The following is a 21,673-nucleotide window of genomic DNA, read 5'->3' on the forward strand; positions in this document are numbered from 1 at the left end:
ATTATAGACCACATTTTAATTGTGCGTTACAGTTTGTACACGTGTTACAGCCGCCCATTTCTTGGACAGACCCTTGGCGACAAACTGGGCAAGTGTTTCCAATTTCAGAACCAATCGTAACGTTTGTAGAACGAAGATCTTGAATCGTGTCGACTAGCATAATTGGCCGCTTTTCGATGACTTCTTCAATATAATCAGAATCGATTTCGTTTTCTTCAGCTTTTAATGTTAAGACTTGCGAATCACGGCTACCGTCTACATAAACAGTACCACCCTTTGCTCCGCCTTTATATAAACGCTCATAGACGCTTTCTACTTGTTCAACTGTGTAACCTCTCGGTGCGTTAACTGTTTTAGAAATGGAGCTATCAATCCAACGTTGAATAATACACTGCACATCCGCATGCGCTTCCGGTGCAAGACTCATCGAGGAAATAAACCATTCAGGTAAGTTATCTGGATCAGCACCAGGGTTGCGTGTTAAATATTCCTCTACAATTTCAGCTTTCACTTCGATAAATTTACCAAGGCGCCCGCTACGGTAATACGTAAAGGAGAAATATGGTTCTAATCCTGTTGAAACTCCAACCATTGTTCCAGTGGATCCCGTTGGCGCAACAGTCAATAAATGAGAGTTTCTGATTCCGTGTTCAAGAATTGATTCACGAATATCATCAGGCATTTTTTTCATGAAACCAGTGTTAATAAATGCATTACGGAGTGCTTTTGTTTCTTCATCTGTTTTGCCGATAAGGAATGGGAAACTTCCCTTCTCTTTAGCTAGCTCAACAGATTCACGATATGCAGTAGTTGCAATCGCTTCAAACACTTTATCTACGAGTTCATTACCCTCTTCTGAGCCGTATTCTTTCTCAGTGTAGATTAATAGATCTGCAAGCCCCATGACACCAAGACCTACACGGCGTTCACCAAGTGCTTGTTTCTCATTTTCTTCAAGGAAATATGGTGTCGCGTCAATAACGTTATCTTGCATACGCACACCGACCTGAACGATTTCTCTCAGTTTTTCATAGTTTACTGTTTTTGTTTCTTTATCAGCTACTTCAGCAAGGTTCACTGCAGCTAAGTTGCACACAGAATATGGTGCTAATGGTTGTTCTCCACATGGGTTTGTTGCTACGACTTGCTGGCCGTATGCTTTTGCATTCGTTTCGCTGTTAGCATTATCGATAAAGAATATGCCTGGTTCAGCAGAATACGTTGCACAAATATTGATAAGATCCCATAGCGCGCGTGCTTTGATCGTTTTATAAACTCGAACTCCGAATCCTTGTCGTTCCCATTCACGAACATCCCCGATTTCATGCCATTTTTCGTTATAGAATTTCATTTCTTCCGGAGAATATTTTTCGACTGCTGGGAATCTTAGGTCATAATCCGCGTCTTCCTCGACGGCTTTCATAAAATCATCTGTCAGTGTAACTGAAATGTTTGCGCCTGTAAGGAATTCTGGGTTATGTACGGAATACGTTCCACCGTCACGTAATTTCGTTTCAGCGTCTTTCATAATCTCTTCGCTAAAGCCGCCTAATCCAGGGATGTTACGATAGTTTAGAATACTTTGGTACATCGCATCTTCCTGAGTTGTTAATGGTTTGAATTTCAATTTTTCATTTGCTAGTTTTTTAATCAGTTCTTCTTCTGTATGTTCTAGAAGATAACGGAGAATTCTTGGATTCTGCATTTTGGAAATGATAAACTCAAGAATATCAGGATGCCAGTCCGCCAGCATGATCATTTGTGCGCCGCGTCTGGATCCACCTTGTTCGACAAGATGTGTCAATTTGGCTATATCATCGAGCCATGAGACGGAACCTGATGATTTACCGTTCACACCTCTTGCAAGCGTGTTGCGCGGTCGTAACGTTGAACCGTTCGTTCCAACACCGCCCCCGCGGCTCATAATCTCCATAACTTGTTTACGGTGATCTGAGATACCCTCGCGTGAATCGGCTACAAAAGGCATGACGTAACAATTAAAATACGTTACATCCGTTCCTGATCCTGCTCCGTATAGAACGCGTCCTGCTGGTATAAAGTTTAATGACGAAAGTTGTTTGTAAAAGCCTTCAAACGATTCCTTACGTCTTTCTTCCGTTAATTCCACTGATGCTAGGCCAGTCGCATTACGTTTGGCAATTTGTTCATAGAATACTTCAAGTGGCTTTTCAAGGACTTCAATTGGTCTTGTGATAATACCGGCTTTTTGTTCTTCTGGATTGTCAATCGCTGAACGATAATCCTGTTCAATCCATATATCAGCTTGTCCATTTTTTTTATCAAGGGCAGTAATATATCCTAGTCCACGTGCTGGGAACTTTGGATCTTCCTTTACTGTTAACACAACGAAATCGCCAATTTCCAACGTTTTCTTTTCAGTATCTTTAAATGAATATCGGTCAAGCATTACAAGTCTTGACACACCTTTATGTTCGATGTGCATGTCTTCTGTTATTGGATGCACTTGTGAAAATTCTGCAATATCTTTGTTTAATTGTTGCTTATCCAGAACTGGTTCCTGGTGCTTTGAAGCAATAACCATTGAGGCACCCTCCTTTATAGTTGTTGTCTAGATACCATATATGGTATCTAACTTAATTAATAATATACTACATATAGTTACACGATACAAATAATATCGTTTCCTCGATATTTAACAAATCCAGTCATGTCGCTCTTCTGAAATTTAAAACACCTAAAACACATCTAAAGTTCTAGTCTTACTTTTTAAAAGTCCATTCGTTATTCCCATACTTTTTCCGTTCTATTTCCTTTACATAAAAAAGTTGTTCCTCAGATAATACATAAGGTTCAAGCTTCATATTTAACGCCTTTTCAAAGCCTTTTGAAAAAGCTTCGATACTTTCACTCGGCGACACTTTTCGTCCTGCTAGCTGATCTATCGCCACGGCTTTTTCGCGGATACCGACTTTCATTCTTTTTCGTTGTTCATCCGACTTAAATTTAAACAATGACACTAGTTTTTCTGCATCTAGGCTTAAGAGAATGGCACCATGCTGTAAAATAACACCTTTTTGTCGGGTTTGAGCGCTTCCGGCAACTTTTTTACCTTCCACGACGAGTTCATACCAACTTGGTGTATCAAAACAAACAGCACTTTTGGGATTTTTCAATCCTTCTATTTCTGCTTTACTTTCCGGAATTGAAAAATAAGCGTCAAGCCCTAAATTTCGAAACCCTTCAAGTAATCCACCTGAAATTACACGATAAGCTTCCGTCACGGTTTCAGGCATATTTGGATAGTCTTCTGTCACAATAACGCTATATGTAAGTTCATCTTCGTGAAGTACACCGCGCCCACCTGTTGGCCGCCTTACAAATCCTAGATTATGGTGTTCTACCTGTTCCATATCAATTTCTTTTGAAACACTTTGAAAATAGCCAATCGACAATGTTGCAGGAGACCATTCATAAAAACGCAGTACTGGACCAATTTCTCCTTTACTATGCCATTCCAACAGTGCTTCATCGAGCGCCATATTATAAGAAGCAGTGCATTTACCAGAATTTATATAATGCCAAATTTTCGTTGCCAATACATTTCCCTCCTAAGTGCCGACCTTCATTTTAGCATCCCTGTTGAACTTTTAGAAGAGATTAAGAGAAATGTTTATGAATCCTATTAATGAATATACATTAAACAGCGCACAATCAATTATTAAGTAGCTTCGTACACTTTTTCTTCCATGATATTTAATATGTGAAATATTAACTAGACCACACCAAAAAATAAAATAGAAGGGTAAGCCCCTTCTATTCCAGCATTATTCAATACGCACAATTGACATTATATTAATTTTCACGCTATTGAGAGGATTACTCTCTAGTGTAAGTTGACTAATTTGGGAATCAGCACTTGTAATAATTCCTGTTACGCTTTCCAACTTTTTATCAAAATATATTGTTATCGTTACTTCTGTTTGAAACTCTAAAGCTTCCGCAATTTTCTCTCCAATTTCCTCATAATCAAATTCCGTTAGTATAGGACGTTCCATTCCATCATTCGATTTCGGTGGTTTCGGTACTGCTCTCATCATAATCCCCCTTTCATCTTTAGGTACACTCGTTCTCATTCAGTTTAATGATAGCGAATGAACGTTCTTGTGTAAAGCGAAATAAAAAGCACCGAGATTGGTGCAAGTAATATAATAATTGTGCATAAGGCTTTTCCAATTCGATATTTAGGTAAGGAAATTCTCTCAAGACGCTCGGGCATCTTATGAAGAAAATGTCGATATGTTAGATGCCTGGAAAATATGCTTGATAAATCCTTAATACCAATGGATTTATTAACTCCTTCCTCTTATAATAGAATAGGATAGAGAAAGGGGAAAGTTGTTGTGGATACACTTTATATTGTTCTAGGAATCCTAGTCATTATCATAGCTTATATGGTTGTGACAATGTTACGCCTACGAAAAGCGGTAACGAATTTAACACAAGAAGAATTTATAAAAGGCTACCGGAAGGCACAATTAATTGATGTCCGTGAGCAAAAAGATTTTGACGCAGGTCATATCTTAGGCGCTAGAAATATTCCATACTCACAATTAAGGCAACGCCATAAAGAAATTCGTCCAGATTTACCGGCATATTTCTATGATCAGAACGGCGGAAAAAGTGCCCGTGCTGCATTGCTTTTAAAGAAAAAAGGCTATACAAAATTATATCATCTTCAGGGCGGATTCCGTCAATGGTCAGGTAAAATTAAAAGTAAATAATCAAAAAAGGTTGAGCTCGCAGATCGTCTTACATCTGCTTGCTCAACCTTTTTAATTTACAGGGAGCTTACCCCATAATATTATAGCCGCCATCTACATAAATGATTTCTCCAGTTACTCCGCTTGAAAGATCGCTTAAAACAGCAAGGGTCATATTGCCAACTTCTTCTTGAGTTATATTCCTTTTTAGAGGTGCAGTTTCTTCAATTTTTGATAAAATTGTATTAAAAGAAGGTACGCCTTTTGCAGAAAGTGTACGAACTGCACCAGCTGAAATAGCGTTAACGCGAATATTATCTTTCCCCAAACTAGATGCTAAATATTTAACAGATGCTTCTAGAGAGGCTTTTGCAATACCCATTACATTATACCCTTCGAGCACTCGTTCAGCGCCTAAGTAGCTCATTGTAACGATTGATCCACCCTCCGTCATATAAGGGCTTGCTTCTTTAGCTACAGCGATAAGTGAAAATGCACTTGTATCTTGAGCGAAAGCAAAACCATCTCTAGATGTATTAATAAAATCTGTTCGAAGATCTTCAGCATGCGCAAAAGCCAATGAATGGACAACTCCGTAAATTGAACCAACTTTTTCACCTATAGTTTTAAAAGCCGTTTTGATACTTTCATCTTCATTTACATCACATTGGACGATGAGTGTAGCTTCAATATCATTTTCATTTAACAATTTAGTGATTCTGTCCAGTGAGCGCTCTTTACGATAGGTAAAGATTAAGTTAGCACCTGCTTTAGCAAGTGACTTTGCCACACCCCATGCGAGACTTCTCTGATTCGCCACGCCCATGACAACAATATTTTTCCCTTTAATTTTAAGTAAGTCTTCCATAATATTCATATCCTCCAATTGGTAATCCTATCCGCTTTTAGCACCAGGTACTAAAAGTAAGTGTAACATAAAAACTTAAAAATGTTAATCGTAAAATGCTAAGATTTATTGAATTTTTCGCCCGTGAAACGGAAAAAAACACAGTTTTAATACTGTGTTTTTCCATATTCATATTTAAGTTGCTTATTCTTTCGTATAACGCAATACAGGCTGACGTGCTGCTCGTGTTTCGTCAAGACGTTTAATAACAGTTGTATGTGGTGCTGTCTGAACGATTTCCGGATTATCTTCGACTTCTTTTGCAATTTGAATCATTGCATCGATAAATGAATCAAGCGTTTCTTTCGATTCTGTTTCTGTTGGCTCAATCATCATGCCCTCTTCAACATTAAGTGGGAAATAGATTGTCGGTGGATGGTAACCGAAATCGAGCAATCTTTTAGCAATATCAAGTGTACGAACACCTAACTTCTTCTGCCTACGACCTGATAATACAAATTCATGTTTACAGTGTTGCGTATATGGAAGATCAAAGTAAGGCTCTAATCTACGCATCATGTAGTTCGCATTTAACACCGCATTTTCAGTAACAGCCTTCAAGCCGTCTGGACCCATTGAACGGATATAAGTGTATGCACGAACGTTAATGCCGAAGTTTCCGTAAAAAGGTTTAACACGTCCAATTGCTTGTGGACGGTCGTAATCAAATGTAAAGACATCGTCCTTTTTCACAAGAACTGGTGCCGGTAAGAACGGAATTAAATCTTTATGAACGCCTACTGGACCAGAACCTGGGCCACCGCCGCCATGAGGGCCAGTAAATGTTTTATGCAAATTCAAGTGAACTGCATCAAAGCCCATGTCCCCTGGACGTGCTTTTGACATAACTGCGTTTAAATTGGCACCGTCATAATATAACTTTCCGCCAACCCCGTGTACAATTTCTGCCATTTTAACAATGTCTTTTTCAAAAAGTCCTAAAGTATTCGGGTTTGTAAGCATGAGTGCAGCAGTATCATCGCCGACAACTCGCTTTAAGTCTTCTAAATCAACAAGCCCTCTTTCATCAGATTTAACAGTAATCGTATCATAACCTGCTACTGTAGCTGATGCTGGGTTTGTACCATGAGCAGAGTCAGGCACAATAACTTTCGTGCGATGGAAGTCACCATTTGCTTCATGGAAAGCACGAATCATCATTAATGCAGTCCATTCACCATGCGCACCTGCTGCTGGTTGAAGTGTAATTTCATCCATTCCAGTAATTTCAACCAAATGCTCTTGAAGATCATACATCAATTCTAGTGCACCTTGGACAGTCGATTCATCTTGTAATGGATGAATATTTGCAAATCCAGGATAACGTGCAACGGATTCATTTATTTTTGGATTGTATTTCATTGTACATGAGCCTAGTGGATAGAAACCAGAGTCAATGCCATGATTACGTTTAGAAAGCGCTGTGTAATGACGCATAATATCAAGCTCAGAGACCTCAGGCAGCTCGGCAGCTACTTCGCGGCTGTAGCCAGTTGGTATTAAATCGTCAAGATCAAGTTCTGGTACATCGAGCTCAGGAAGGCTATAGCCAATCCGACCTTCTTTTGTTATTTCGAAAATTAGTGATTGGTCATCGTTACGCATTTAGGGCCTCCGTTTCCTGCACGACAGCAGCAGTGTGCTGAACGAGTGCATCGATTTCTTCTTTTGTACGTTGTTCTGTAACTGCGATTAAAGCATGGTTTTTAAGCGTTTCAAACTTCAAACCAAGATCATATCCACCGATAATATCATGTTCAAATAAGTATTGATTTACTTTTTTCACTGGTGTTTTTAGATTAACGACAATTTCGTTAAAGTGTGATCCATCAAACATTACTTCAAAACCGGCTTTTGTAAATGAATCTTTTGCATAACGTGCTTTCACGATATTTTGATAAGCAATCTCTTTCGTTCCAACTTTTCCTAAAGCTGTCATTGCAACTGATGCTGCAAGTGCATTAAGCGCCTGGTTCGAACATATATTAGATGTTGCTTTGTCACGACGAATATGCTGTTCTCTCGCTTGAAGCGTTAATACATATCCACGTTTTCCGTCTTCATCTACTGTTTCTCCAACTAAACGCCCTGGTAGTTTACGCATGAGTTTTTTAGTAACGGCAAAATATCCACAATGCGGACCGCCGAATGATTCAGGAATCCCAAATGGCTGTGCATCCCCAACTGTAATATCAGCACCAAGTAATCCTGGTGGTGTTAACACACCGAGTGCAAGTGGATTTGAAGATACAACAAATAATCCTTTTACAGCATGAGTGATTTCACCGATTGTTTTGATATCCTCAATCTGTCCAAAAAAGTTTGGATATTGAACAAGTACAGCAGCTGTGTTGTCATCGATCATTTCTTCAAGTTTTTCTACGTCTGTAATGCCATTTTTTTGTGGAACTGTGACAACTTCAATTGATTGGCCTTTCGCATAGGCTAGCACAACATCGCGTGATTCTGGATGAACTGTTTCAGAAATCAGTATTTTTTTCTTGCGTGTATGTCCTGCTGCAAGTGTTCCAGCTTCAGCAAGTGCAGTTCCTCCGTCGTACATGGAAGAGTTCGCAATTTCCATTCCAGTTAATTCACAAATCATTGTCTGGAATTCAAAGATTGCTTGGAGCTCACCTTGAGAAATTTCTGGTTGATAAGGTGTGTACGCTGTATAAAATTCTGATCTAGAAATGACATGATCAACAATAATCGGTTTGTAGTGATCATATACGCCAGCACCTAAGAATGATGCATATCGCTGTGAATCCGCGTTTTTTGCAGCTAGTTTAGAAAGTTCTTTCGTCAATGAAGACTCCGATTTTGCCTTCTTAATATTGTACTCACCTTTAAAACGAACTTCTTCTGGAATTGCTTCAAATAAGTCACCAACTGAATCGACGCCGATTACTTTTAACATTTCTTCACGATCAACTGTCGTCATTGGAATGTAGCGATGCTTCATGTTATAGTCCCCTTTTCTATTATTGATAATTAACGTTTGTAAAATGGTGTCGAAATAATGGCTGCCTTTAACATTCTTTTTCGTACTTGAACAATTACTTCTGTGCCAACAGTAACATGCTCTGTATTTAATAATGCGAATCCAATATTTTTATTTAAAGTTGGCGATTGCGTGCCAGTTGTTACTTCACCAATTTCTTCATCATCTATGAATACTTTATAACCTGTACGTGGAATTCCTTTATCAATCATTTCAAGACCAACGAGTTTTCGTGGAATGCCATTTTCTTTTTGTTGGCTTAGCGCATCTTTACCTATAAAATCCTCTACTTTATTAAGCTTCACGACAAAGCCAATTCCTGCTTCCAATGGGGAAATATCTTGTGATAATTCTTGGCCATAGAGAGGCAGACCTGCTTCGAAACGAAGGGTGTCTCGTGCGCCTAATCCAGCTGGAACAACACCATCACTTTCGCCAGCTTGTAGGATTGCGTCCCATAGAACAACAATGGCTTCAGGAGATGCATAAAGTTCAAAACCGTCTTCGCCAGTATAACCAGTTCTAGAAATCAGAACATTTTGGCCGCCAATTAGAACATTTTCTTTAAAACGGAAGAATTTTATTTCATTTAAAGGTTCTGATGTAAGTTTTTGAAGTGTTTTCTCAGCAAGTGGTCCTTGAATAGCTAAAAGTGCATAATCATTCGATTTGTCTTCGATTACAACATCATCTGCAGTTTTATGCTTTATCATCCATTCAACGTCTTTTTCAAGGTTTGATGCATTGACGACAAGTAAATAATTCCCTTCATCTCGTTTGTAAATGAGAAGGTCATCAACAGTCCCACCGTCTTCATAACACATCGCCGTATATTGAGCTTGACCGATTTTAAGTTTAGAAACATCATTTGTCATCATTTTTTGTAAATACGAAAGCGCACCATTTCCTGTTATTAGAACTTCTCCCATATGGGAAACATCGAATAGCCCAGCTTTTGTACGAACAGCTTCATGTTCGGTTTTAATACTTGAAAACTGTACAGGTAAATCCCAACCACCAAAATCAATTGTTTTTCCACCATAATCTTTATAATGATTGAAAAGTGGAGTTTGCTTCAATATTGTAGTCAAAATGCATTCCTCCTTACCAAATTTTCGTAAAAAAAGACAGAGGTCCCCCAATTAATTGGGGAACCTCTGTCCATGTACCTGAAAGTTTGACCTTACGGCTTTCCTCGTTGGTGGTCAGTCAATGCTGACACTCTCCAGAGATGCGTCATGCATGAGTCTTTTTTGCCTGAGAGATTCATAACTATTGTTACTTGCTCCTTCGGCGACGCAATTGCGTTCTCTCCTCATACAGTCATTCGCAATTATTTAGTTTTCAATAAAAATGATTACTTTCAAGTCACATCTTAACATTAGATTCATGTAAGTGCAATCATTTATATTAATATGTCTAAAAGACGAACTTTAATAAAAAGCATGATTATATCGTTCGCCTCTAGTATCGTTTAGCCATTATTCGTTCTATTAACAATTGAAAAATAGTCGGATTTCAATAGAACGAAAAAAAAAAGAGGATATGGGATGAATAATTCCACCGCATATACTCTCAATCATTCTTTGCAGAGCCTTCCTCAAACTATGGTGAACCTTTTAAACGTCCGATTTGAAAAGCAATATAAGAAGTAATGTCTCTTAATGATCTACGCTCAGTCTCAACGATGAAATGCGCTGATTCTATGTAAATCGGTTTGCGATAAGCATAAATTACTTCTAGTTCGTTTCTTGTGGATCGCTGTACGATAGGTCGATTTTTATCAGTCGCAATGCGACGCCAGATATCTCGAAACGGTGCATTAAGAAAAAACACAATACCTGTTTCCCTCATTATTTCCCGATTTCGGTCTTTTAAAGGAACACCGCCGCCGGTGGCGATAATGCAATACTCATCTCTGAAAGTAAGAAGAAACTCTGTTTCCAATTGTCGAAAATACTCTTCTCCATATTTTTCAAAAATTTCCGGAATTGAAAGCCCTGTTTTCTTTACGATTTCCGTATCCATATCATAAAACGGAAGTTTTGTTGCAAAGCTTATTCTTTTGCCAAGTGCGCTTTTTCCCGAACCCATATAGCCTACTAAATAAACTTTTTTCACTTTGCCCTCCCCCTTTAAGACATAGATTCTTATTTATTTTGCGCCATTATTTTAATGGACTCATTCTCATAATATAATTCTAGAGAATCATAATTTCTATATATACTATCATGCCACAAAACAATAGAGAAAAGAAAGAGACTTACGAAAAATAAAAGAATTATTGCAACGATTAAAACAGAACCATCCTCATTTTGAGATGAACCCAATCGCAAAATCGCGCTCCTTTCTCGTTCCATCTATCAAAGTCACATAAACAGTTACAGTCGAGTCTACTTGGATAAATTTGACTGAATAAACTTCCGTCAAAAATGGAACATGCCCTTGACCATCAATTGCTTTTCTAATCATTGTATTCCTTTGTTCAATATCAATGCGTCCTCTATCTGTATAAAACCTTATGCCACGACCACCTAAATGTACTTCAAAATCCCTAATATCTAATAACGCTGCTTGCATATCAACCGCAAACAATTCCCAAGACCCATCAGACATATTAGTATATTGTTGCTCAATAGGCGTTTTCCATAAAAAGAACAAAATGAATAAATGGGCAAACGTAACGAAGATTAGTAATTGAAACATGCTTTCAATAAATGTATAACCTTTTTCCTCTTTTATTGTTGGAGACATTTTTCAATCACCTCATTTTCCATCAGATAAAAAACGCAGATTAACTGATCCGCAATTATCCAATCAAAATGAATACCCTCAATTACTCTACTACCTTTAGTCTTTCCGCTACTTTTATATAAAATGGCACCATGGTATATTGTTTCTGCAGCGTGCATCGAGATTTTTTTATCATGCAAAGTTGTCGTCATTTTTGTCGCGAATGGCAGTAATGTACCAAATATAATTATGATGATTGTGAGGGTCAGGATTGCTTCCGGCCAAGAGTATCCTTTTTGATTCACTAATCGTCATCCTTCCCCTTTGCATTTGAAAAACAATTGTTCTGCTGCCATGATTTGTAAGTAACGTTAATCTTCCAAACGCTATTATGTCGCCATTTGCATGAAATTCAATTGCTTTTAAATTACTTAAACTTGATACATGCATACCTTCTGGTAAAAGCTTCCTTGAAAACTCAGTTCGCCCTGGTGCTTCAGCGATATATATTGTTTGATCACCAGATTTCGTAAATCTTAATCGGGTGTAAGTATAATTTGCTATCGAATAGCTCTGCAAGCTTTGGATTGTCACAATAATTGATTTGAAAGCATCATCTTCCGCTGTCGTGCGAATCCACTTTTCGCCGATTGGAAGAATGACTGCTGTTAAAATAATAGTGATTGATAGTACAAATACCAATTCAATTAAAGTAAAACCGGCTTGTCGTTCACTAAACTTAATCGCTGCTTTCAGAAACTTTACCCGCACTAAGCGTTAGTACAGAACCACTTGGACAAACTGGCTGTTCGTTTAGAAAACCATCAGTAACCATTTCAGAAAAGTTTTCAGGATATCCTTTATTCTCCATTTTATAAGCTTCTACTTGTCCTTGAACCATATTTATGAACGCTATAGTAAGCAACCAATTAGTCTTAAAAATAAAAGACTACCTATTGATGAGTAGCTTCTTGGATGGCACGTCTTTCTTTTTCCTCCATATCAATATCGTACCAATATTCTCTAGCAGCTTTATGTGTACGTCTGACTTGTTCGCTGATGGATGGAAAGTATGGCTCATCCTCGATGGCTACCCGTCCAAATAATTCATTGAATGCGACTAACTCCTCCTTGAATGAAGGTAGGTCAATCTCAACGATGCAATCATAATCGGATACGCTTACCTTATCAAGAAGTAATAACTTTGATGCCCGCTCCATCATGTCTTTGCCATCTAATTCATTCGTCAGATTGAGTTTGTTTTCGGCGCGTTCTTTCATATCATGAATGGCGTTAATGTTAACCCGTTCCCTTAAAGATTCAAGACGATCCATTTCAGCCTCGTTTCGTTCTATTCTGTCCGATAGTCTTTTAACTGTTCTTTCGGAACCGCTTCCGATTTCTTCAATGCGATCCTCTAAGTTATTACAACTTTCTTCTAGCGCATCAATCTGCCTTGTGTAGTCGTCTATGTGACTTTGTAGGTTCTTGGATTCCTTATCGAGCGCATTCATTAATGAATGATATTGGGCATAATTGCGGGCGACATCAGATACATTTGTTAGACTGATTCCATCTAGCATCTTATTGAGTACGCCAACAGATATGCCGCGAACCCCACATCCCTGACCTTTCCGTCTGTTCTGGCACATATAACTAATTTTATCCTTTGCACCAATATGACGAACAAACCGACTACCGCAATGACTACAATACAATTTTTCAAAATAAACATCATTGATAACAGGTCGCCGTCCCCGACTACTCGCTTTGTTAACCCGCGACTCCCGAACCTTATTATTAAATTCATGTTGTTCGAGCGTAATAATCGGAGGGACTGCTTTCTCTATTCTCACCCATTCTTTCTCTGGGATTTTGACTCGCTCCGTATCCGTAACGTTTACCTTCTTTGACCTACCAACAACCGCCGTACCTGTATAGATTAGGTTACTGATGATGCGTAGAATCTTGTCACCGCTCCACTTAGCCCCTAGTTGCGTGAGGATACCCTGTTCATTAAGTTTAGTGCTTAGGATGTAAGAACCCCATTCAGGGTAGTTGTCATGGATGTAGCGAACGACCGCAGCCTCTTCCTCAACAATAACCTTATTTCCTTCTGCATCACGTGCATAACCATATGGCAATCTGGCGGGATTGTAAATTCCATTTCTAGCATTATGTTTTTTACTGAATGATACGTTTTTAGATAGGTTTTGTGATTCTGTCTCGGCAATTGTAAAAAGAATAGGTAGCGTAAAATTTGCGTTGTCATCAAACGAGCTAATCCCCGCATTTTCAAAGATGACTTCGACCCCTTTAACCCGTAATAGCTTTACTGTTGATATTCCGATTTCACTATTGCGCGAGAACCTAGCCGCGTTCTTGCAAATGATAGTATCGAACATAGGGATCCGCTCAGAATGTCTGAATATATCCGTCCCTTGATTGTTAGGTTCGTAATCCAGCCCCGCATCATGCATCATCTGAACGAAATTCGGGCGTTTCCTTACTGATGTTGCTGAACCTCTTTCGGAATAATTGGTTTCTAATAATTCCATACCCCTTTGATTGCAAAATTGTGTGTAGTAGTCTGTTTGAATCTGAAGCGACTTGTCTTGTTCTTCTTTGTCCGTACTGACCCGCGTATAAAACACCACTTTTTTCGTCATGCTTATCATCCCCCCTGTTGAATTTAATGCGTTACAACCTTTATGAGTATATAGTAACATGCGCGACTTAAGAAGTCAGCTTTGAAAACAAGTTGCTTCTATATAATAAGAAACAAAAAGGCGCCCCCCACTAATAGTGACCAAGACCGCCTTTTTATTCAGTTAGAGATTCCGCAACCTCTATGTATTGTCTTTTCTTTTTTCTTCATCAAATCTTAAAAGTTATGACTGTGACAATCTATTATAAAGTACTTTTGAATATCCCTTAATATAGCAGGAAATATGATAGTATTATAAGGACTGTTTAAATAAGGAGTGAAATAACATGGCACGAAACGACAACCAGAAAAAGGCACTTTCTGGATCGGGGGTTAAAAGGTTATTAAAAAAAACATTGGAGGATCTAGCAACTAACCCTCACCTTAGTGTTAACTACAAAATGAAGTTTGATACAGGGTATGCAGGGTTTTCTAAAAATCAGTTTAAAATGGATGCTGTAATAGAATTTAAAGATAGTGACGATGAAATATGGCTAATTAAAACAACCAGTAGTATTCGTTCAGACAGAGTAAAAGGAAATCAATTTGATGCACAAAACATCAGAAAACTAAAACCAAATGTGACAAAAATCTATTTAGTTACAGCTGATTTTTCAAACCCTAAAGAAATTTACAAGAGAAAAAAATATAGTGAAGATATTAGAAAAAAGAAGTTATACTCAGAAATTGATGATGTCATTTCTATTAATGCTCTTAGTTTATTAATTAGAGATAAAGCATTAGAAAACCTTACCCAAGGTGTGCGCTCTAATATAATTGGTAAAGAAACGGAAGAAAGAATAATGAGAGCACTAAATAATGAAGTTAATATTGAGTTATGGAATGACTTAACTGATGGTTATTCATCGCCAAAATCTGCTGACTATGAATTGTTTGAAGAGGTATTGTCTACTTATGGAATAGACAAGCAAACTGAAGGTATAGTAGCATTGTACGCCACTACCGAAATCCCCTTATTAAAGGGTGGAGGACAACCAAAAACTGATGTACATTGTGAAGTAATAACAGCCAAAAATACATATAAGATTAACATCAGTGTTAAACAGTCTTCAGCTAAGAAGGTTACAGTACATGAAGGGTTTATAGAAGAATTATTAGGGGTATTGAATTTAAATCAGAATAGCCAACTAGGATTGGCTCTACTAAGACTTCAAGAATGCGGAGGTAAGCAGAAACTCCAAAAGGATTATCCTAATGAACATTCTACATTGGAAAATGAATTACACAAATATAATAGTGAATTAATTAAATTTTTTCTTTTTGGGATTGGCGGCAGACAAAAGGATAAACAAATTGCAAATACATTAGTATACAATAAAACTTTTAAAGCAATGACAATAGATGAAACAATCGATCATATGAGTAAATATTCTGGGCAATTTGGAACCCCGTTTAGTTTTACATATCCGAGCGGTGGTAGAGGTAAAAAAATACAAGTTAAAGCCCCAACAAATAATTAATCTAAAAAACTTGATTATAAGAGTTGATAATTCAAGTTGTTCACTGTAAGATGATTATTAAGACATTAAAAGACGGAGGTTCTGATAGTTATGCATGGCGGCTATCGCGAAGGAGCAGGGAGAAAACCAATACTCCATACAGAGAAAAGGAAAAATAGAAATATATACATAACGGATGATTTATACAATAAAATTATGTCTCTCGAATTAGATGATTGTAAAGGCTTTTCCCAACGCTGTCAGTTCTTAATAATAGAGGCTCTTTTAAAATACAACGAAGAAGGTAGTGGCAAAAGTGGACAAGCTTAAATTTATTGATTTATTTGCTGGAATCGGGGGCATCAGAAAAGGATTCGAAGACGAAAATACAAAGGCAGTATTTAGCTCGGAATGGGATAAGTTTGCTGTACAGACATATGAAGAAAACTTTAACGATAAACCAGAAGGCGATATAACCCAAATACATGAAAAAGAAATACCAAAACATGATATTTTATTAGCAGGTTTTCCATGTCAACCATTCAGTAGCATAGGAAAGCGCCAAGGATTTGATCATGATACACAAGGCACTTTATTTTATGACGTACTAAGAATAATAAAATACCATCAACCAAAAGCTTTCCTATTAGAAAACGTTCCAGGATTGCTAACCATTCAAAAAGGCGAAACTTTTAAAACCATTATTGACTCTTTAAAGAAGGCTGGATATTCAGTATTTCATAGCTTATTGGATGCCCAAAACTTTGGATTGCCTCAAATAAGAAGACGAGTGATTATCGTTGGATTCAGAAATGATTTAAATGTGAACGATTTTAATATCCCTAAAGATAATGGATCTGCAAAAATGCCAGTCGGAAAAATTTTGGAAAAAGACCCGATAGGTTATACAATTTCTAAACACTTACAAAAAAGCTACTTATTTAAAGTAGATGATGGACGACCACAGATAATAGACAAAGATTCCGAAATACAAGTAAAAACATTAGTATCAACTTATCATAAAATCCAACGATTAACAGGTACTTTCGTTTATGGTGGCGATACTGGAATTAGATTATTATCGGAACTGGAATGTAAAAGATTGATGGGATTCCCAGATGATTTTATTATTCCAGTATCAAGAACTCAAATGTATAGACAATTCGGGAATAGTGTAGCTGTCCCTATGATCAAAGCAGTTGCAGACGAAATGAAAAAAACAATTTATACAAAAAGTCAACAAAGTTTAGATATCGTCTATAATTAAATCACATGTACTATCAACTTCGCAGCGAAAATAAAAATCGCTGCGTTTTTTTCATTATATTTTCTTCAAGTAATTTCCCTCGTATTAAACAAGCACCTACAAAACAATACCATTATACAGTCCGCTTCTTTTAGACAATAAAAAAAATCCCCATACAAGCCACTAAAGACTCGTACAGGGCAATGGGACATCTTATTTCTTTGTTGCTTTTGCTAGTGCTGCCTGAGTTTTCGGGCCGAATATGCCGTCAACTTCATTAGGCGTATAAACAGATTGGAACCGCCTCAGCGCATCAAGTGTTTTCGCGCCAAATTGTCCATCTACTCCATTGTTCTTAGCACCCTTTTCAGGATAAAAATAAATGGATGCTAATGCTTCTTGCATCCCTTTTACTTCTGCGCCACTGTCGCCATAACGTAATACCTTATTAGGCACTGGCGTTGGCGATGCAGCTGTTTGTGGCGTATAAACAACCTTGCCGCCGTCATCATAGACCTTGTAATTCTGCGCTTTGAATTTGTTGGCTTGTGACTTCGCATTAGAAAGAACTTTGTAAGCTCCTTTTTGTGATTTCTCATCAGCCCATGTCTTACGAACACGGTAAAGACCTGTAGGGCTAGGCTTCGGAGTAGGAGCTGGCACTGGCGTACCTGTTTCCTTCTTAAGTTTATAGAAAGTAACGATACCATTAGCGATAGCAACCGCACATTTCTTTCTATAAGCATCTGATTTCAACAATGCTAGTTCAGTTTTATTGTCCATGAACCCGCATTCTGCTAATATTGCTGTCATTTTCGTTTCTCTTAATACATGAAAGTTTGCGTATTTTACGCCTCGATCACGTAGCCCTGTCGCCTTAATCAATTCCTTTTGAATATGTGTAGCCAGTTGAGATGATGCCGTAGATTGTGCCGAATAAGCATAGGTCTCGATTCCACCGCCCGCGTGCCATTGTCCCGTCCAAGCATTTGCATGGATAGAAATAAACGCTGTAGCGCTCCAGGCATTCGCTGCATTCGTTCGTTCACGTAACGGAACATCTCGCTGCCCCGTCAAGTCATGCGCAAACTTAATATCCACTTTCTCATATTTCTTTAACTCAGCCGCGACATATGTAGCAACCATTACATTGAAATGGAATTCTCGCATTGAATCATCTGGCGCACGTTTCCCCGCTGTATGTAATGAGTGACCCGCGTCTATCATAAATTTATACAATACTTTCTCCCCTTTTCGCTATCGAACTGACTGATAGCTCTTTTTAGTCAGTTTTCCGAAGTCAATTAAAATGACCCCAAACATAATGCCTTATCGACCGCACCCATAGGGCTGTGCATTTGGTGTACAACGACCTTTATGTATTCGTGGTACATGAAAAGCACCACCGCCCTTTTACTTCTTTTTGCTTTTCAATTCTTCCAGATATGCCTGGGCTTCCTTTGCCTCTTCGGTAACGTTATTATTCTTGTACCAATTCCAGAAAGTCGCCACCACTGTTAATACAACAGTCATGAATTCATAAATCTGCTCCTCGCTGAATGGTAATGGATTGTAACCAAATATCACTAGCGACTGATTAAGTAGCGCAAAGACTAAAACCGCTGTTCTTGTAATCATCATTTTATCCAAATTAGAACCCCCCTTAAAGAATTTGTGATAATAAAACTAAGAAAGATGCTAGACCAAAGATCCACCCGCCCCAATTTCTAATCGCTGAACCGACCGACTGCCGCCCCTTTTGCTGTGCTTGCATGTCATCAACCGTAGTTTTCACCTCAGCCAATTTTGAGTAAAGTCCGTTGTATTTTCTTATCGTTGTTCTGGTTTCTTGCATGTCCTTTTGAAGATCACTAATCAACTCAAATAAATCTTTATTCGTGTACCATTGGTTATCATCAGGCATATTCAACCTCCTCATTTTTGGCATAAAAAAATACGCCTATAGCGCATCGTCCCAACTTATATCTTCTAATTCTTCAAGAGTGGCCGCCGCCATCACCAATGGCATTAACTCATCCCTGTATCTCGCAATGTGATCCGCCTTATGTTGCCTTATGACAAGTGATAATTCTGCCATTAAATCATTTGTAATGACTAAGCGAGCTGACTCACCGCCAGACATGACTGTCCAGGTTTCTTCTTCAATAATTCCCTGCTCAAAATAGCGCTGAGATTCCTGAAAGTTTAGCTGTGCCTCTAAATCAAATGAAAAGTGATATTCAATGCCATTAACCTTATGCGTGAATCCCCTTAGAATGGCTTGCTTACATGACTCATTTAATTCCTTGTCCTTCTGTTCTTTCATTTCAGCTAGTAATGGCGCTAAGTCCTCGACAATTTCACCATCTATAAATGAATACTTACCGAATGAAAGCAAAACTGTATGATCTCTTTCAACATCAACCTGTACCCCGTTTTCGGTTGGCGATGTTCCCCAACCCCCAATACGATTGTCTGCTCCGACATCTAAATAAACTATCAAACTTTTAACCTCCTTAATAACTAAGTACATATCTTAAAACTGCTGTAGCTGATGGATTAGTTGAGTTACTTGCATGTCCAGTTAATGTAGTGTCTGTGCAATAGGTATACTTTCCAATGACTCCAGCACTTGCAATTGCGGATGAATTTCCATAAAGAACATTCCAGAATCCAGCACCTGATAAAGTTGCATATCTTTTTGGTACATATGTAAAATTAAAGTGGGAGTTTTCTGCGCTGCCACTAAAACGACTCCATACTAGAATCCAACCATTTGGACACTCTGACATCTTTTTTGTTGGTGTAACAACGTGGGAGCCATGCATGAGATAAGCACCTTCCCATAGAATCGGACTATCATTTGTAAAAACTGGCTGCGAATCTAAGAATGCCGTTCCATCCATAATCCTAAACGTATTATAATCAGCTGCGCTTTGACTACCTTCTGGTCGTCCAGACCTTAAGAATAGTAATCCTTCGCCGTCACTGTTGGAAACATCGTTAAAATACAATCCATTCAATCCGAATATATCTGAGTTCTGTAAATCCATAGCGCCAGCACTGCCCTCTGGAGTGTTTGATGCCCATTGATGCGCCCCAAAGACGAGCCGACCATTTAATTTGAACTCGTTGGGATTCTCGGGAAAGTCATTAAATCCTATGGCGTTTTTTTCTGAGTCCATAAAAAATATCGGTCGCCCAACAGGAACATCATGCCCTGTAATGTGACTACCGAATTGATCTATAACCCGTATTTCTATATCAAAGGAATATTCGTTATCGAGTGGAATAGTTCTTTGGGATGTTGAATAGGTTCCTGTACCGATTGACCTTGCCAGTGCCGTCCATGCACCCCAAGTTGATACCGACTTTCTTTTAAACCTATAATTTACTGAAGTGATTGAGTTTCTGTTCGCAGTGCCTACCCGTACTATTGCAAATGTACCTTTTACATTAATAGCTGTATCTGCTTCAAAACCCGCATAACGTTCTGCTGATGACACTATTGTTGGATCCGTATAAGTAACGCCAAATACAATCATACTTTTTGAGGCTTTTAATCCTCGACTATCTGTAGCCGTCAGTACCAGCGTACTATTCGCTGTTATATTAACGGCTCCAACATTTAGCGTAAATGCACCAGCTGCAAAGTTAGCAGATACTGTTTTCCCCGCTACTGTTGCTGTATATGTTTTAATACTCGCTCCGTTAACAGGACGAGCCACTGAATTCGTTGGAATGGTAACGCGTAAACTAGATTTATTTTGTACTATGTATTGATTGTTTCCCGTGACCGCTACAACAGCAGTAGCTACATCGGCATAAGTGAATGCTCCTGTAAACGTTGGATTGCTATTAACAACCCGCGCCGATATAGTTGCCGTTCTTTGCCCTCTGACCTGTACATTATTGTATAGAGTTGTAACGCGTAAAGTATGATTCTTTGCCGTTGTCGTTGTCATGCTATTATAAATTGCAGTAGCGACGGATCCGCTTGTTGCAAGAGACAAGGATGTCGCCGCTACTGCAATAGTGCCACTTGCCCGCACCGTAGAACCATCCAGTAACTCAACCCGATGAGTGAAGGCTGAACTGTTTCTTTTAACAGATACGGCGATAGCTGTAGCGATATTAAAGGAACCTGCTGCTGTAAATGTACTGGATTGTGGCGCGGTAACTGCTCCCGTTTTACTAGAATCCCCGATTTTTGTACCGCCACTTATGGTATCCAGTTCAATTCTTGTAGCAGCTGATGCGCCTTGTGCAATCCTTGTAAATATGTTCGTGTTTTGTGCTTGTGTAAATGTAATCGTCCTAGAGGCCCCAATGCCTGTTTCTGTTCGTAATAACGAACCGCCTACATAAATTCGAGCTGTATGTGTAAATGAAGTTGTCGCACGATTAACGTTTATACTTAATGTGCCGCCCGCCGTCCAATTCGCTGAAGAGGAAAGAGATGAGGCTCGTGGAATAGTGTTTAATGTGCCGCTCCCACTTGTCGTGATTGATCCTGCTGCAACGCCGCTAATTTCAATCCTGGCAGTCGTACTAATGTTAAAACTTTTCTTTCCATCTGCTGCGTGATTAATTGCTTTTGAGACTGTTCCGAGCAACTTTTTCTGGTTTCCAGACAACGACGGAACATATGAATAAGATAAAACCGTGCCTCCGTCAATCGTTACTGTTCCTGTTTTCGTAGTACTTGTTGAAATACTAGCCGTAGAATATCGACTGATTAGATAAACCCTTGCCGTTATTGTACTTGTATTGTTCGGAACACTTTGAGTAGCTGACCATTCCAGTTGTAACCTAAATGCTCCGTTCGTTCCAAACTGCGTGTAAAAACTTCCGCTTAATGCCACTTAATAACC

At 38.6% G+C, this 21,673-nt stretch carries 22 protein-coding genes and 1 riboswitch; of the genes, 4 read left to right on the forward strand and 18 right to left on the reverse strand.

What is annotated here, in order from left to right:
- Position 1 precedes the first annotated feature (1 nt).
- The 3 genes from AC25Y1_RS06165 to AC25Y1_RS06175 all read right to left on the reverse strand — a co-directional run bounded on the left by AC25Y1_RS06165 (position 2) and on the right by AC25Y1_RS06175 (position 4,076).
- Positions 2-2,563 (reverse strand): vitamin B12-dependent ribonucleotide reductase, encoded by a 2,562-nt coding sequence (locus AC25Y1_RS06165; protein WP_488147085.1) that lies wholly within the window; start codon positions 2,561-2,563, stop codon positions 2-4.
- A 178-nt stretch (positions 2,564-2,741) separates the two neighbouring features.
- Positions 2,742-3,521 carry a lipoate--protein ligase family protein gene (locus AC25Y1_RS06170; RefSeq protein WP_488147346.1) on the reverse strand — a complete coding sequence of 260 codons (780 nt, stop codon included), beginning with the start codon at positions 3,519-3,521 and terminating at the stop codon, positions 2,742-2,744.
- Between the two features lie 285 nt (positions 3,522-3,806).
- On the reverse strand, positions 3,807-4,076 hold the full coding sequence (locus AC25Y1_RS06175) for a YolD-like family protein (RefSeq protein WP_488147086.1): 270 nt from the start codon (positions 4,074-4,076) through the stop codon (positions 3,807-3,809).
- Positions 4,077-4,433: 357 nt separating this feature from the next.
- Here AC25Y1_RS06175 and AC25Y1_RS06180 point away from each other — a divergent pair, with 357 nt between their 5' ends.
- Positions 4,434-4,763 (forward strand): rhodanese-like domain-containing protein, encoded by a 330-nt coding sequence (locus AC25Y1_RS06180; RefSeq protein WP_488147347.1) that lies wholly within the window; start codon positions 4,434-4,436, stop codon positions 4,761-4,763.
- 67 nt (positions 4,764-4,830) lie between these two features.
- Here AC25Y1_RS06180 and fabI read toward each other — a convergent pair whose 3' ends face one another.
- The 10 genes from fabI to AC25Y1_RS06230 all read right to left on the reverse strand — a co-directional run bounded on the left by fabI (position 4,831) and on the right by AC25Y1_RS06230 (position 14,055).
- The gene (fabI, locus tag AC25Y1_RS06185) at positions 4,831-5,610 is read right to left on the reverse strand and encodes an enoyl-ACP reductase FabI (protein ID WP_488147087.1); all 780 of its coding nucleotides are present in this window, start codon (positions 5,608-5,610) and stop codon (positions 4,831-4,833) included.
- A gap of 183 nt (positions 5,611-5,793) precedes the next feature.
- Complete coding sequence (gcvPB, locus tag AC25Y1_RS06190; RefSeq protein WP_488147088.1) at positions 5,794-7,254, reverse strand: aminomethyl-transferring glycine dehydrogenase subunit GcvPB; 1,461 nt, start codon at positions 7,252-7,254, stop codon at positions 5,794-5,796.
- Positions 7,247-8,614, reverse strand: a complete 1,368-nt coding sequence (gene gcvPA / locus AC25Y1_RS06195) for an aminomethyl-transferring glycine dehydrogenase subunit GcvPA (RefSeq protein WP_488147089.1) — start codon at positions 8,612-8,614, stop codon at positions 7,247-7,249. Before gcvPA ends, gcvPB begins: the two co-directional genes overlap by 8 nt.
- Positions 8,615-8,643: 29 nt before the next feature.
- Positions 8,644-9,744, reverse strand: coding sequence for a glycine cleavage system aminomethyltransferase GcvT (gcvT, locus tag AC25Y1_RS06200; protein ID WP_488147090.1), 1,101 nt, complete (start codon positions 9,742-9,744; stop codon positions 8,644-8,646).
- 143 nt (positions 9,745-9,887) lie between these two features.
- A riboswitch (glycine riboswitch) is annotated at positions 9,888-9,980 on the reverse strand.
- A gap of 278 nt (positions 9,981-10,258) precedes the next feature.
- On the reverse strand, positions 10,259-10,774 hold the full coding sequence (locus tag AC25Y1_RS06205) for a shikimate kinase (RefSeq protein ID WP_488147091.1): 516 nt from the start codon (positions 10,772-10,774) through the stop codon (positions 10,259-10,261).
- A gap of 189 nt (positions 10,775-10,963) precedes the next feature.
- Entirely contained in the window at positions 10,964-11,407 is a 444-nt protein-coding gene (gene comGF / locus AC25Y1_RS06210) for a competence type IV pilus minor pilin ComGF (RefSeq protein WP_488147092.1), read from the reverse strand.
- Positions 11,392-11,598, reverse strand: coding sequence for a hypothetical protein (locus AC25Y1_RS06215; RefSeq protein WP_488147093.1), 207 nt, complete (start codon positions 11,596-11,598; stop codon positions 11,392-11,394). The genes comGF and AC25Y1_RS06215 overlap by 16 nt, the downstream gene beginning before the upstream one ends.
- Positions 11,579-12,157: a prepilin-type N-terminal cleavage/methylation domain-containing protein gene (locus AC25Y1_RS06220; protein ID WP_488147094.1), complete on the reverse strand. Its 579-nt coding sequence runs from the start codon at positions 12,155-12,157 to the stop codon at positions 11,579-11,581. The genes AC25Y1_RS06215 and AC25Y1_RS06220 overlap by 20 nt, the downstream gene beginning before the upstream one ends.
- Positions 12,126-12,287, reverse strand: a complete 162-nt coding sequence (locus tag AC25Y1_RS06225) for a hypothetical protein (RefSeq protein WP_488147095.1) — start codon at positions 12,285-12,287, stop codon at positions 12,126-12,128. Before AC25Y1_RS06225 ends, AC25Y1_RS06220 begins: the two co-directional genes overlap by 32 nt.
- Positions 12,288-12,339: 52 nt before the next feature.
- A complete protein-coding gene (locus AC25Y1_RS06230) occupies positions 12,340-14,055 on the reverse strand; it encodes a recombinase family protein (protein ID WP_488147096.1) in 1,716 nt (571 codons plus the stop codon).
- Between the two features lie 325 nt (positions 14,056-14,380).
- Here AC25Y1_RS06230 and AC25Y1_RS06235 point away from each other — a divergent pair, with 325 nt between their 5' ends.
- From AC25Y1_RS06235 to AC25Y1_RS06245, 3 genes are all read left to right on the forward strand, one after another.
- A complete protein-coding gene (locus AC25Y1_RS06235; protein ID WP_488147097.1) occupies positions 14,381-15,574 on the forward strand; it encodes an MspI family type II restriction endonuclease in 1,194 nt (397 codons plus the stop codon).
- A gap of 90 nt (positions 15,575-15,664) precedes the next feature.
- A complete protein-coding gene (locus AC25Y1_RS06240; RefSeq protein ID WP_488147098.1) occupies positions 15,665-15,883 on the forward strand; it encodes a hypothetical protein in 219 nt (72 codons plus the stop codon).
- Entirely contained in the window at positions 15,870-16,820 is a 951-nt protein-coding gene (locus AC25Y1_RS06245) for a DNA cytosine methyltransferase (RefSeq protein WP_488147099.1), read from the forward strand. Before AC25Y1_RS06240 ends, AC25Y1_RS06245 begins: the two co-directional genes overlap by 14 nt.
- Before the next feature lie 192 nt (positions 16,821-17,012).
- Here the strand turns inward: AC25Y1_RS06245 and AC25Y1_RS06250 are convergent, their stop codons facing one another.
- From AC25Y1_RS06250 to AC25Y1_RS06270, 5 genes are all read right to left on the reverse strand, one after another.
- The gene (locus AC25Y1_RS06250; RefSeq protein ID WP_488147100.1) at positions 17,013-18,038 is read right to left on the reverse strand and encodes an N-acetylmuramoyl-L-alanine amidase; all 1,026 of its coding nucleotides are present in this window, start codon (positions 18,036-18,038) and stop codon (positions 17,013-17,015) included.
- Positions 18,039-18,212: 174 nt separating this feature from the next.
- On the reverse strand, positions 18,213-18,440 hold the full coding sequence (locus AC25Y1_RS06255; protein WP_488147348.1) for a phage holin: 228 nt from the start codon (positions 18,438-18,440) through the stop codon (positions 18,213-18,215).
- Between the two features lie 22 nt (positions 18,441-18,462).
- A complete protein-coding gene (locus AC25Y1_RS06260; RefSeq protein ID WP_488147101.1) occupies positions 18,463-18,723 on the reverse strand; it encodes a hypothetical protein in 261 nt (86 codons plus the stop codon).
- Positions 18,724-18,759: 36 nt separating this feature from the next.
- The gene (locus AC25Y1_RS06265; RefSeq protein WP_488147102.1) at positions 18,760-19,302 is read right to left on the reverse strand and encodes a DUF4376 domain-containing protein; all 543 of its coding nucleotides are present in this window, start codon (positions 19,300-19,302) and stop codon (positions 18,760-18,762) included.
- A 13-nt stretch (positions 19,303-19,315) separates the two neighbouring features.
- Positions 19,316-21,664: a hypothetical protein gene (locus AC25Y1_RS06270; RefSeq protein WP_488147103.1), complete on the reverse strand. Its 2,349-nt coding sequence runs from the start codon at positions 21,662-21,664 to the stop codon at positions 19,316-19,318.
- Positions 21,665-21,673: the final 9 nt, after the last annotated feature.

It is taken from the genome of Sporosarcina sp. Y1009, from assembly GCF_057669865.1.